9 protein-coding genes are annotated in these 12,292 nt (G+C 69.9%); 6 read left to right on the top strand and 3 right to left on the bottom strand.

What is annotated here, in order from left to right:
- Positions 1–30 precede the first annotated feature (30 nt).
- Entirely contained in the window at positions 31–504 is a 474-nt protein-coding gene (locus tag ACG00Y_RS04330) for a hypothetical protein (RefSeq protein WP_394476327.1), read from the top strand.
- 46 nt (positions 505–550) lie between these two features.
- Here the strand turns inward: ACG00Y_RS04330 and ACG00Y_RS04325 are convergent, their stop codons facing one another.
- Together ACG00Y_RS04325 and ACG00Y_RS04320 are read right to left on the bottom strand one after the other, a co-directional pair.
- On the bottom strand, positions 551–1,777 hold the full coding sequence (locus tag ACG00Y_RS04325; protein ID WP_394476325.1) for a type II toxin-antitoxin system HipA family toxin: 1,227 nt from the start codon (positions 1,775–1,777) through the stop codon (positions 551–553).
- Entirely contained in the window at positions 1,774–2,064 is a 291-nt protein-coding gene (locus tag ACG00Y_RS04320) for a helix-turn-helix domain-containing protein (RefSeq protein ID WP_394476323.1), read from the bottom strand. Before ACG00Y_RS04320 ends, ACG00Y_RS04325 begins: the two co-directional genes overlap by 4 nt.
- A gap of 192 nt (positions 2,065–2,256) precedes the next feature.
- Between ACG00Y_RS04320 and ACG00Y_RS04315 the strand changes: the two genes are divergently transcribed.
- The 5 genes from ACG00Y_RS04315 to ACG00Y_RS04295 all read left to right on the top strand — a co-directional run bounded on the left by ACG00Y_RS04315 (position 2,257) and on the right by ACG00Y_RS04295 (position 9,705).
- Positions 2,257–3,300, top strand: a complete 1,044-nt coding sequence (locus tag ACG00Y_RS04315) for an asparaginase (protein WP_394476321.1) — start codon at positions 2,257–2,259, stop codon at positions 3,298–3,300.
- A 112-nt stretch (positions 3,301–3,412) separates the two neighbouring features.
- Positions 3,413–4,051, top strand: a complete 639-nt coding sequence (locus tag ACG00Y_RS04310) for a TetR/AcrR family transcriptional regulator (RefSeq protein ID WP_394476319.1) — start codon at positions 3,413–3,415, stop codon at positions 4,049–4,051.
- Positions 4,048–5,505 (top strand): efflux transporter outer membrane subunit, encoded by a 1,458-nt coding sequence (locus tag ACG00Y_RS04305; RefSeq protein ID WP_394476317.1) that lies wholly within the window; start codon positions 4,048–4,050, stop codon positions 5,503–5,505. Before ACG00Y_RS04310 ends, ACG00Y_RS04305 begins: the two co-directional genes overlap by 4 nt.
- Before the next feature lie 5 nt (positions 5,506–5,510).
- The gene (locus ACG00Y_RS04300; RefSeq protein WP_394476315.1) at positions 5,511–6,608 is read left to right on the top strand and encodes an efflux RND transporter periplasmic adaptor subunit; all 1,098 of its coding nucleotides are present in this window, start codon (positions 5,511–5,513) and stop codon (positions 6,606–6,608) included.
- 13 nt (positions 6,609–6,621) lie between these two features.
- Positions 6,622–9,705, top strand: coding sequence for an efflux RND transporter permease subunit (locus ACG00Y_RS04295; RefSeq protein ID WP_394476313.1), 3,084 nt, complete (start codon positions 6,622–6,624; stop codon positions 9,703–9,705).
- Here the strand turns inward: ACG00Y_RS04295 and ACG00Y_RS04290 are convergent.
- Positions 9,697–11,973 (bottom strand): putative bifunctional diguanylate cyclase/phosphodiesterase, encoded by a 2,277-nt coding sequence (locus tag ACG00Y_RS04290; RefSeq protein ID WP_394476312.1) that lies wholly within the window; start codon positions 11,971–11,973, stop codon positions 9,697–9,699. The two genes, ACG00Y_RS04295 and ACG00Y_RS04290, sit on opposite strands and share 9 nt — an antisense overlap.
- Positions 11,974–12,292 lie beyond the last annotated feature (319 nt).

Here is a 12,292-nt window from a genome sequence, read left to right as displayed (position 1 = left end):
AACTTCATCAACCCATTGAGGCCCTTCACGATGCTGCTTCCCCAAGCCCGACGCACCCTGCTGGCCCTGGCCACGACCTGCCTGCTGGCGGGCCCGGCCCTGGCGCTGGACCTCATCACCCCGGCGGAAGCAGCCCGCGACCGCGCCGCAGAAGCCGCGCAGCCCGCCAGCCCGGTGTTCCGGGCCAAGGCCTTCACGCCTGGCGCACCGCTGATCGAAGTGCGCCAGCCCGGCCGGCTGGAGGGCATCAAGGCGCCCTTCCCCATCCAGCTCGGCTTCAAGGGCAGCGACGGCGCCGAGCTGGACCTGAAGAGCTTTCGCGTGCTCTACGGCTTCCTGAAGCTCGACATCACCGCCCGCCTGCTCGAAAAGGCGCGACTGACGGCCGACGGCCTGGTGCTGGACGACGCCGCCATCCCCAGCGGCAGCCACCGGCTGCGCATCCAGCTCAAGGACAGCAAGGGGCGCGAGGGGGAACTGGATGTGGTGTTGAAGGTGCTTTGACGCTGCTGCCCGGCGCGGCGGGTCGGGTCGGTTTTCTGGTTGCCCGTCAAAGGGCAATCCAGTGGTGCTCGAAAACCCGTTTCCAGTCCTCGACCGGAACTTCCTTGGCAGGCTGGCTGTGCGCCTCGAAGACTCGTCGCCAGTTCTCGCGGACGTAGGTCGTGGTCCGGTCGATTCGCTGAAGCACGTCCTGCTCGTCGAGTGCAGCAATCTGCTTTCCGGCAGCCACGAGGTTGGCGCGTGTCGCTGCACGAGAGGGGCGCCTGTTGGTCAGGTCCATGCTGGAAGCCGGCACGCCCTGCCGTTCGGAGAATGGCAGCACGTCGTACAAGGGGGACAGCTCCCACTCGCCCAGGCCCAGCTGGCGCAGGCTGGTGTTCCAGGGGTGGTCGTCGGTGTTGCCCACGGCACCGTTCAGGATGATGCGTTCGAACAGTTCGCGGGTGTCTTCGACACGTTTGAGCTTGGACCGGAGCCTGACGTAACTTCGCTTCGGGTCTTCTACGTCCGCTCCTGGCACCAGGTCGAGCGCGGTCGCGGCGCTGACGCAATGCCAAAGTTGCTCGTCCCGCCCTGCCCTGTCAAACCGCTCAATTGCAAGCGCCGGAACGTCGTTGAACCACATGACTCGATGTTCGGGCACCCGCATGTTGAGGCCTGCCGCAAGCGTCAGCGCAGTGGCTTCGGCGATGACGCTGTCAAAGCGTTCATTCGGCAGCGCGAACTTCAGCAGGGTCGGCATGAACCGGCCGTCATCAAGTTCGAAGCACAGCGCGACCTTGGGCCGCTCGCCACCCATGGCCCCCGACGAAGTTGCCAGCGGCCCTTCGGTCAGCGAGTCCCGGGTCAGGTTTTGCAGCGCGCGCGTGATCGGTCCGACCGTGTCCGGTCGCCCGGAGGACTCGCCCACAAACAACGCACCAAAGCCGTCGTCTGGCGCGTACAGGAGTCGCTCCCACCAGCCCCAGGGTTCTTCACCTCCAGCGGCAAGGCTGGTGTTCTTCTTCAGCAGATCCAGTGTCCATCCGGACAGGGCCACGTCGCAAAAGACGGGAAAGGGCACGGAACCGACGCGCACGAACGGCGACCGCTGCTTGGTCCTGAGACCTGTCGGGTCCAGTTCCCACGCCTGCGGACCAAGCGCGAGGTAGTCGCGGTCGAACATGAATTCCCAGCGGGAGGCCTCTTGCGTCAGCTCGCCGACGCGAACGGCGACACGCTTCTTCGCCGCCTGGTCGATCGTCCATCGGAACACCGGAGCCCGGCGCGTCATGCGAAGTCTTTCCTGCGACTCTTGAAGCGCGGCAGATTTCCGCGCACCGCGTCCTGATAGGCCGGGTCCTGCGCCGCCGTGGCCAAAGCCGTCTGAAGGCTCACGTCATCCATGGCCCAGAGCAAACGGGCCACGTCTGCAAACCTGCTGCCAAGCGAACCCGCCTCGATGGACATGAGGGTGAGCCGGCTGATGTCGGCTCGCTCCGCCAAGTCCTTCTGGGTCATGCCCCGCGCCAGGCGCATGAGGCGAATGCGCAGGCCGACGTCTGCCACGAACTGGGTCACCTCAACAGGCTCGGTGGCGGGGTCTCTGCTACGCACAATGCATGTAAATATAGACTTCATTGATTCATATGTCTACATGAACAGGCTTTACAAGAATTTTGAGCTGGAGAACCACGCCACGCGTCCTGCCGATGCGTCCGTCCCTGCCGGTCTCCTGAAGAATACGAACCTCGACCTTGCACGAGCCCTGCCATGAGCCCCATCCTCATTGAAGTCCTGCGCGGCAACGCCCTCGAGTCCCGGCATGCCGGCGCGCTCGCCATCGTCGACGCGTCGGGCGCCGTGCACACGGCCCTCGGTGATATCGACCGGCCCATCTTCCCGCGCTCGGCCGTCAAGCTGTTGCAGGCGCTGCCGCTGGTGGCCAGTGGCGCCGCCGAGGCCTTCCAGTTGACCGACGAAGAACTGGCGCTGGCCTGCGCCTCGCACAGCGGCGAGCCCCAGCACGTGGCCACGGCAGCCGGCGTGCTTGCCAGGCTGGGGCTCGACGAGACCGCGCTCGAATGCGGCACGCAGTGGCCCGCCCGCGAGCCGGTGCTGCGCGGCATGCTGGCGCGCGGCGAGCTGGCCACGGCCCTGCACAACAACTGCTCGGGCAAGCACAGCGGCTTCGTCTGCGTCGCTTGCCTGATGGCGCGACAGGTGGGCACCGACCCGGCCGCGTTCGCACGGGGCTACGTGGCCGCGAACCACCCGGTCATGCGCGAGGTCTCGGCCGCGCTGTCGGCAGCCACCGGCGTGGACGTCGAGCACGCGCAGCGCGGCATCGACGGCTGCTCCATCCCGACGTTCGCGCTGCCGCTGCGCTCGCTGGCGCTGGCGTTTGCGCGCGCAGGCACCGGCCAGGGCCTGTCCGACGCGAATGCCCGCGCCGCGCGACGACTGCGCGAGGCGGTCGCCCGGGCGCCCTTCATGGTGGGCGGCACGGACCGCTTCGACACGCGCGTCATGCAGACCCTGGGCGAGCGGCTGTTCTGCAAGATCGGCGCCGAGGGCGTCTATTGCGCGGCGCTGCCCGAGCTGGGCCTGGGCGTCGCGCTGAAGGTCGACGACGGCGCCGCCCGCGCCGCCGAGGCCGCAATGGCCGCCGTGGCGCAGGCGCTGCTGAAGACCGAGGACGATGTGCCCGACCTGTTGCAGGGCTACAGCCACCTCGTTCTGTGCAACTGGCGCGGCACCGAGGTGGGCGCGCTGCGGCCCGCCGAGGCGCTGAACCGTGCCCTCTCTCCACGCTGAAGCCCGGCGCCTACCCGGCATCCACAGCCTTGCGGATGCCGAGATAAAACGATACAAAACGCGATCAAGCGCAACCAAGCAAGCGCTTGATTGACTGCTACAGTGCGGCGCCATGTCGACCCGCGCGTCCGCCAATCCCGAAGCACCGTCAGCGCGCGACCGCCTGCTGTGCGAAGCGATGACCCTGTTCGCCGAACGCGGCTTCGGCGCGGTGACGACGCGCGAGATCTGCGGCGCGGCCGGCGTCAACCCCGGCGCCATCCACTACCACTTCGGCGACAAGGACGGCCTGTACCGCGAGGTGCTGCGCCTGCCCGTGCTGGCGCTGCAGCAGCAGCTGGAAGGCTTCGACGACCCGCGCCTGAGCCTGCACGAGTCCATCCGCCGCTTCCTGCAGCCCTTCCTGTTCGACGACGGCGCCTGCAGCGCGCAGCTGTTCTTCCGCGAGATGCAGGCGCCCAGCGCCATCTTCATGGACGCGGTGGCGCGCGACGTGGGCCCCATCTTCGACCGCTTCGCCCGGCTGCTGGCCCGCCACGCCGGCCTGGCCGAGCCCACCGCCGCCATTCACCAGCTCGCCATGGGCCTGCAGGCCATGGCGCACGACTACACCGTGACCCGGCCGATGCTGGACGCCTTCCATCCCGAACTGCTGGCCAACGACCCGCTGCTGGAACAGACCTGCCACCGCCTGGCGGACTGGGGCTGCGCGCTGGTCAAGTACGAGAGCCAACGCCACAAGAACCCATGACACGACGCCGACTCCTCCTCGCCGCGCCCCTGCTGGCGCTGCTGGCCGCCTGTGCCAGCGCCCCGCCCGCCGCGCCACCCTCCGACACGGCCATCCCTGCCGCCTGGCGCTCGCCCCTGCCCCACGGCGGCAGCACCGCCGCGCTCAGCGCCTGGTGGCAGGCCTTCGAGGACCCGCAACTCGCCCGCCTCGTTGAACGAGCCCAGGCCCAGAGCCCGACGCTGGCCCAGGCCGCCGCGCACCGCCGCCAGGCCGAGGCCGGCGCCGCCCAGGCGCGCGCCGCGCTGCTGCCGGAGCTGAGCGTCAACGCCCAGGCCCAGCGCGGCCGCAACCTCGGCGGCGTGCCGGGCATCAGCACGCAAGGCAGCGCGCAGTTCAACGCCAGTTGGGAGATCGACCTGTTCGGCGGCCAGCGCGCCGCCGCGGCGGCCGAGAGCGCCCAGGCGACGGCCGCCACGGCCGACTGGCATGCGGCGCGCGTCAGCCTCGCGGCGGACGTCGCCAGCGCCTATGTGCAACTGCGCCTGGCGCAGGCGCGCGAGGAGTCCGCCGAGCTGGACCTGCGCTTTGCCGAGCAGATCGCCGGCTGGGCCCGCCAGCAGCAGACGGCCGGCCTGCTCAGCGCCACCGACGCCGCCATCCTGAACACCGAGCGCGCCATCGCCTCGGCCAACCGCAGCCAGTGGCGCGCCGAGGCGCAGATCGCGCTGCAGACGCTGGCCCTGCTGTGCGGCGAACGCGCCGAGGCGCTGGCGGCCGATCTCGCGCCGCCGGCCGTCGCGACCGAGGGCCTGGAGCTGCGTCGCAGCCAGCCCAGGGCGCCCGCTTTCGGCGTGGGCGCGCTACCCGCCCAACTGCTGGCACAGCGCCCCGACCTGGCCGCCGCCCACCAGCGCTGGCTGGCCACCGCGCACCAGCAGCGCAGCGTGGAAGCGCAGCGCTGGCCGCAGCTCAGCCTGGCCGCGCTGGCCGGCGAGACTCGGTTGCGTGTGGGAGGCGGCAGCAGCAACGCATCGCTGTGGGCCTTCGGGCCGTCTTTAAGCCTGCCGCTGTTCGACGGCGGCCTGCGCGCCGCGCGCAGCCAGGGCGCCGAGGCCGCCGCCGAGGAAGCCGCCGCCGCACTGCAGGCGCAATGGCAGACGGCCGTCGCCGAGGTGGAAGAGTCGCTGCAGCGCGTGACCGCCGGCGCCGAGCGCGAGCGCGAGGTGGACGCCGTGCGTCGTGAGTGGGAGGGCATCGCCCGCCGCACCGGTGCCCAGGCGCAAGCCGGCCTGCAGAGCGGCACGCAGCGCAACGCCACCTTCCGCAACGCGCTGGCCGCCTACGACGCCGTGCTCAGCGTGCGTGCCGAGCAATCACTCGCCTGGATACGCCTGTACCGCAGCCTCGGAGGTGGATGGAACTCTGACGCTCTGGCCAACACCTCCGCACCCAATACCGCTTCAGCCCGATGAACGCCATGAAGACCCCCACCCTCCGCCTGTCCCTCGTCACCGGCACGCTGACCATCGCGCTGGCTGCGGCCTTCGTCATCGCGCTGTCCGGCCCCGCCGAGGCGCAGCAAGCCGCCAGCGCCGCGCCCAAGCCGGCGTTGACGGTCAAGCGCGTCGTCGCCCAGCAATCCACCTGGCCGCAGACGCTGGCCGGCACCGGCTCCATCGCTGCCTGGCAGGAGGTGGTCATCGGCGCCGAGATCGGCGGCCAGCGGCTGGCCGCGCTGAACGTCGACGTGGGCGACCGCGTCAAGAAGGGCCAGCTGCTGGCCCGCCTGTCCCCCGGCACGCTGGAGGCCGACCTGGCCGCCAGCCGCGCCGCGCTGCTGGAGGCCGAGGCCTCGGCGCGCGAGGCCAACCTGACGGCCAACCGCGTGAAGACGCTGCAGGGCAGCGAGGCGCTGTCGCCCCAGGCCATCGACCAGGCGCTGGCGGCCGACGCCGCCGCGCAGGCCCGCGTCGCCGCCGCCAAGGCCCGCGTGCAGGCCGACCAGCTGCGCCTGTCGTACACGCAGGTCACGGCGCCGGACGATGGCGTCATCAGCGCCCGCATCGCCACGCCCGGCGCGCTGGTGCAGCCGGGGCAGGAGCTGTTCCGCCTGCAGCGCGGCGGCCGGCTGGAGTGGCGCGCCGAGGTGCCGGGCGCCGAGCTGGCGCAGTTGAAGACAGGCCAGCTCGTGCGCGTGCAGCCCAGCGGCGCGCCGCCGGTGGAGGGGCGCGTGCGCCGCGTCGCGCCGCAGGTGGATGCGCAGACGCGCAACGGGCTGGTCTATGTGGACCTGAAGGGCGGCGAGTCCTTGCGCGCCGGCCTGTTCGCGCGCGGCGACTTCGTGCTGGGCGACAGCGCCGCGCTGTCGCTGCCGCAGAGCGCCGTGCTGCTGCGCGACGGCTTCAGCTACGTGTTCCGCATCGACGGCAGCAAGGTGCGCCAGACCAAGGTACAGGTGGGCCGCCGCGAAGGCACGCGCGTCGAAGTGCGCTCGGGGCTGACGGCGGGGGCGGCGGTCGTCGAGTCTGGCGTCGGCTTCCTTGCGGACGGCGACACGGTCCGCGTGGCCCAGTAAGAAAGAAGCGACCATGTTCAACGTTTCCCGCTGGTCCATCGCCAACCCGGTGCCGGCCATCATGTTCTTCATCATGCTGACGGCGGCCGGGCTGTACGGCTTCAAGCAGATGAAGATCCAGCAGTTCCCCGACATCGAGCTGCCCACCATCGTCATCAGCGCCTCGCTGCCGGGCACCGCGCCCGCGCAGATGGAGACCGAGGTGGCGCGCAAGATCGAGAACTCGGTCGCCAGCGCCCAGGGTGTCAAGCACATCTACACCAAGGTGCAGGACGGCATCGCGACCATCACCGTGGAGTACCGGCTGGAGAAGCCGCTGCAGGAGGCGCTGGACGACACGCGCGACGCGGTGGCCCGCATCCGCGCTGACCTGCCGGCCGACCTGCGCGACCCGGTCATCACCAAGATGAACCTGTCGGGCATGCCCATCCTGACCTACACGGTCTCCAGCAGCAGCATGGACGACGAGGCACTGTCCTGGTTCGTCGACAACCAGGTCGGCAAGCGCCTGCTGTCGGTGCGCGGCGTGGGCTCGGTGGCGCGCGTCGGCGGCGTCACCCGCGAGCTGCGCGTGGAACTGGACCCGTCCCGCATGCTGGCCCTGGGCGTGACCGCCGCCGAGGTGTCGCGGCAGCTGAAGCAGGTGCAGCAGGAAGCCCCCGGCGGCCGCGCCCAGCTGGGCGGCGCAGAGCAGTCCCTGCGCACCATCGCCACCGTGCAGAGCGCCCAGGAGCTGGCCGCGATGGATGTGCCTTTGGCCGACGGCCGCCATGTGCGGCTGGACCAGGTCGCCAACGTCAGCGACACGCTGGCCGAGCGCCGCAGCGGCGCCTTCCTGAATGGCAAGCCGGTCGTCGGCTTCGAGATCGTGCGCGCCCGCGGTGCCGGCGAGGTGGACGTGGCCGAGCGCATCCGCGCCGCGCTGGAGGAGCTGAAGGCCGCCCACCCCGACATCACCGTCACGGAGGCCTTCAACTTCGTCGACCCCGTCATCGAGAACTACGACGGCAGCATGAAGCTGCTGCTGGAAGGCGCCTTCCTGGCGGTGGTCGTGGTCTTCCTGTTCCTGCGCGATTGGCGTGCCACCTTCGTCAGCGCCGTGGCGCTGCCGCTGTCGGCCATCCCGACCTTCCTCGTCATGTACTGGATGGGCTTCACGCTCAACGTCATCACGCTGCTGTCGCTGTCCCTCGTCATCGGCGTGCTGGTGGACGACGCCATCGTCGAGATCGAGAACATCATGCGGCACCTGTCCATGGGCAAGACGCCGCTGGAAGCCGCCCGCGAGGCGGCGGACGAGATCGGCCTGGCCGTCATCGCCACGACCTTCACGCTGATTGCCGTCTTCCTGCCCACCGCCTTCATGAGCGGCGTGGTCGGCAAGTTCTTCGTGCAGTTCGGCTGGACGGCGGCCATTGCCGTGTTCTTCTCGCTCGTCGTGGCCCGCATGCTGACACCCATGATGGCGGCCTACATCCTCAAGCCCTCCAAGCGCGAGCACAAGGAGCCGTTCTGGATGGCCCGATACCTGCAGGCCGCGCGCTGGGCCTTCACGCACAAGGGCAAGACACTGGCCATCACGACGGCCTTCGGCCTGGCGGCCTGCGCGCCGCTGTTCATGGGCGCCATCCCCGGCGCCTTCATCCCGCCGGACGACCTCAGCCAGACGCAGATCAGCATCGAGCTGCCGCCCGGCAGCACCTACGAAGAGACGCGGGCCGTCGCCGAGCAGGCGCGCGTCGCAGCCGCAGCCCACCCGCAGGTCAAGCTCATCTACACCGCCGTCGGCGGCGGCAGCGCGGGCGGCGACCCCTTCGCGATGAGCGGCGCGGCCGAGTCGCGCAAGGCGACGTTGACGCTGAACCTGACGCCGCGCGCCGAGCGCAGCGGCATTAGCAAACAGCAGATCGAGCGCGAACTGCGCGAGCGGCTGGACAACATCACCGGCGCGCGCGTCAAGGTCAGCTTCGGCGGCTCCAACGAGAAGTACCAGTTGGTGCTGGCCGGCGAGGACGGCGAGGCCCTGAGCCAGCATGCTGCCAAGGTGGAGCAGGACCTGCGCGGCCTGACCGGCATCGGCCAGGTGACCAGCAGCTCCAGCCTGCAGCGGCCCGAACTGATCGTGCGGCCCGATGCGGCGCGGGCTGCCGACCTGGGCGTGTCCACCAGCGCGATCGCCGACACGCTGCGCATCGCCACGGCAGGCGACTACGACCAGCTGCTGCCCAAGCTCAACCTCAGCCAGCGCCAGATCCCCATCGTCGTGCGCCTGCCCGACGAGGCGCGTGCCGACCTGGCGCTGCTGGGCCAGCTCACCGTGCCGGGCGCGCGCGGCCCCGTGCCGCTGCGCCAGGTGGCCGAGCTGGAGCTGACCAGTGGCCCCGCGCAGATCGACCGTTATGACCGGCTGCGCAACGTCAACTTCGAGATCGAGCTGAACGGCCAGCCGCTCAGCGACGTGCAGGCGGCCGCGAACGCGCTGCCCAGCATCGCCAACCTGCCGCCGGGCATCAGCAAGGCCGAGGTGGGCGACGCCGAAGCCTTCGCCGAACTGGGCCAGGGCTTCCTGCTGGCCATGGGCACAGGGGTGGCGTGCATCTACATCGTGCTGGTGCTGCTGTTCCACGCCTGGGTGCAGCCCATCACCATCCTGGGCGCGCTGGTGCTGTCCGTGCCCGGCGCCATCCTGGCGCTGTTCGTGACCGGCACCGCCCTGAGCATGCCGGCCATGATCGGCCTGATCATGCTGATGGGCATCGCGACGAAGAACTCCATCCTGCTGGTGGAATACGCCATCGTCGCGCAACGCGAGCAAGGCCTGACCCGCCTGGACGCGCTGCTGGACGCCTGCCACAAGCGCGCTCGCCCCATCGTCATGACGACGCTGGCCATGGGCGCCGGCATGATGCCCATCGCCCTGGGCTTCGGCACCGACCCGAGCTTCCGCGCGCCGATGGCCATCGTCGTCATCGGCGGGCTGATCACCAGCACCTTCCTGAGCCTGCTGGTGATCCCGGTGCTGTACGAGTTGGTGGACGACTTCATCCAGCGCTTCAGCCGCCAGCGGGGCACGAGCGGAGAAGCCGCCTCAGCCTGAACGCCGGGCCTGCAGCCAGGGCAGCAGGTCCTGCTCCGGCATCGGCTTGGCGCAGAACCATCCCTGCCCCACGCTGCAGCCCAGCTCGCGCAGCAAGGCCCACTCCTCGGCCGTCTCCGCCCCCTCCCCCACGGTGGACAGGCCGAGGTTGCGGCCCAGGTCGATCGCGGCCTTGAGCAGCGTCAGCGAGGCGCTGGAGGCGGCGGCGCCGCGCACGAAGCTGCGGTCGATCTTGAGCTCCGACACCGGCAGCATGTTGAGATAGGCCAGCGACGACTGGCCGGTGCCGAAGTCGTCGATGGACCATTCGAACCCCATCGCATTGATCTCGCGCATGCGGTCGATGACGGTGGCGGGGTCGCGCATGACGGCGCCCTCGGTCAGCTCCAGCCGGATGTCGCGGGCAAGCGCGCCCGTGGTGGCCAGCAGCTCACGCAGCGTGCGCACGAACTCCCCGTCGCCCACGTCATGCACCGACACGTTGACCGCGATGCCGCACACCAGCCCGGCCTCGCGCAGCCGGTGGGACAGCGCCATCGCCTCACGCAGGACCCAGGCCGTGATGCCCTTGATGCTGCCGGTGCTCTCGGCGAAGGGGATGAACTCCACCGGCGGCACCAGCCCCCGCGTGGGATGGGCCCAGCGGACCAGCGCCTCGAAGCTGACGACCTGCTGGTCAGCCAGGCGCACCTTGGGTTGCAGGACCAGGAAGAACTCGCCCTCGCGCGCCGCCCGCTTTAGCTCCGAAATCAACGACAGCTGCCGAGGATCAGCCCGCACCAGGCTGGGTGCATAGACCGTCCATCCCGCCTGGGTGCGGCGGTCCTCGTTCAGTGCAATCTCGGCGTGGCTCAGCAGCCGCTGCATCGTCGCCCCATGCACCGGGCCCAGCGCGACACCCCATGCCGCACTGACATCCACCCAGTGCCCCGCCACGGCCAGCGGCGTGGAGAACATCTCGGCGGCGATGGCGCACCACGCCTGCAGGCTGTCCTCTCCCCCCGCCACCAGGAGGGCGAACTGGTCGGCGTACATGCGCACGGCCAGCGCTTGCTCGAAGCGGCCGCAAGCCTCGCGCAGCCGCTCGGCGACCGCCTGCAACACCGCATCGCCGGTTTCTCGGCCCAGGGCCTCGTTGATGGCGTTGAAGCGCCGCACGTTCAGCTTGATCACGATGGGCGCCATGCGCTGTGCCAGCCAGCGATCCCCGACGGCGATCACCCGCTCGCGGTTGCCAAGGCCGGTCAGTGGGTCGCGCTGCGCCGCCTCGATGGCACGCGCGCTGGCATCCGTCTGCAACTGCGTCGCGACCCGCCGGACGGCGGCGCCATCGCGCTTGCAGTCCAGTTCGTTGCGGCGTGCGCGCGCCTGCAACTCGCAGGCCTGCTGCCACTGCCCTCGCGCGCTGGCCACCTCGGCCGCCATCCACCAGAAACGCGCGGGCAACACCAGTTCCGCATCAGACGCCTGGAGTGCACCGCCGAGGGCCTGCTCCAGGCCGGCCTGCGCCATGGCGTCGTCGCCAATGGACTGGTGATGAAGGGCCCGGACCACGGCCAGCATGCGGGGCACTTCCAGGCTGCGATGCTCCACAGGCACCGAAGCCAGGAAGTCGAGGTAGGCCTGCGTCCGGGCAGGCTGGCCGAGCCGGGCATGGACCTCGGCCCCCAAGGTATGGAAGTGCGCCACCGCCGACCCGTCCAACTCGTGCAACTGCGCCGGGAACGCCCAGGCCTCAAGCAGGGGCAACGCCCTTTCGATGTCGCCGGATGATGCGTAGACCTCCGTCAGCAAGGCCACGGCGCTGAAGCGCAACCAGCCGCCCAACTCGATGCTTTCCACCACCTGCTCCAGATGATGCCGGGCCTGCAGGTCATCGCCCGCAAGGAAGAAGGCGATCCCGACGTTGCTGTGCGAAGCCAACTGCAGGCCGCCGTGGCCGATCTCTTCGGCCAGCTGAAGCATGCGACAGGCGTGCTGCATGTAGGGCACCGGCCGGGCGGCCGCGTGGTAGAGCAACAGCGAGCAGCCCATGGCGATGTAGCGCTCCAGCGGGTCGTCCAGGTCGCTGATCTCCGTGGCCAGCCGCTCATAGGCCGACAGGGCTGCCGCCAGATCGCCCGCGAAGTTCTCAGCGGTCAGCGCGAAGCTTGTCGCGATGACCGCACCGGGGCGGTCACCCAGGGACTGGTGCCGCTCGGCCAACGCGAGGTAACGCTGCGCCACGCCGGCCGACTGGGGCCCAAAACGCAGTTGGAGCAACCGCATCCTCAAGGCCAACCGCTCGTCGCCCCCTGCCTGGGCCAGGTAGTGCTGAGCCAGGTCGGCCGCGTGGCTCAGCGAGACATAACGGGCGAGCCAAACGGTCCGAAACGCTTCGACATGCGCGGCTGCGTTCAAGAGCGGTTTGAGCTGGGACAACAAGGCGCAGGGTGCAAAAGGTTAGACGAGGATTTTTTCAGAGCTGCAGCGAGTTTCCCGGATACCTCGGCGAGTACAGGCCTGCGATGTGAGATTTTCTTGTCCCACATGCGTCAACGCCTGACTGGGAACGCCAGGGGAGCGCTCAATGCCAGTTCGGCACTGA

Source organism: Pelomonas parva (genome assembly GCF_043555835.1).
In the GTDB taxonomy this organism is placed as follows: Bacteria; Pseudomonadota; Gammaproteobacteria; order Burkholderiales; family Burkholderiaceae_C; genus Pelomonas; species Pelomonas parva.
This window is presented reverse-complemented; position numbering and strand designations above follow the sequence as displayed.

Bases quoted from the DNA above. Each gene is read 5' to 3' on its own strand.
- ACG00Y_RS04315 (WP_394476321.1), top strand. From the start codon at position 2,257: ATGAGCCCCATCCTCATTGAAGTCCTGCGCGGCAACGCCCTCGAGTCC.
- ACG00Y_RS04300 (WP_394476315.1), top strand. From the start codon at position 5,511: ATGAAGACCCCCACCCTCCGCCTGTCCCTCGTCACCGGCACGCTGACC.
- ACG00Y_RS04325 (WP_394476325.1), bottom strand. From the start codon at position 1,777: ATGACGCGCCGGGCTCCGGTGTTCCGATGGACGATCGACCAGGCGGCG.
- ACG00Y_RS04295 (WP_394476313.1), top strand. From the start codon at position 6,622: ATGTTCAACGTTTCCCGCTGGTCCATCGCCAACCCGGTGCCGGCCATC.
- ACG00Y_RS04330 (WP_394476327.1), top strand. From the start codon at position 31: ATGCTGCTTCCCCAAGCCCGACGCACCCTGCTGGCCCTGGCCACGACC.
- ACG00Y_RS04305 (WP_394476317.1), top strand. From the start codon at position 4,048: ATGACACGACGCCGACTCCTCCTCGCCGCGCCCCTGCTGGCGCTGCTG.
- ACG00Y_RS04310 (WP_394476319.1), top strand. From the start codon at position 3,413: ATGTCGACCCGCGCGTCCGCCAATCCCGAAGCACCGTCAGCGCGCGAC.
- ACG00Y_RS04290 (WP_394476312.1), bottom strand. From the start codon at position 11,973: ATGCGGTTGCTCCAACTGCGTTTTGGGCCCCAGTCGGCCGGCGTGGCG.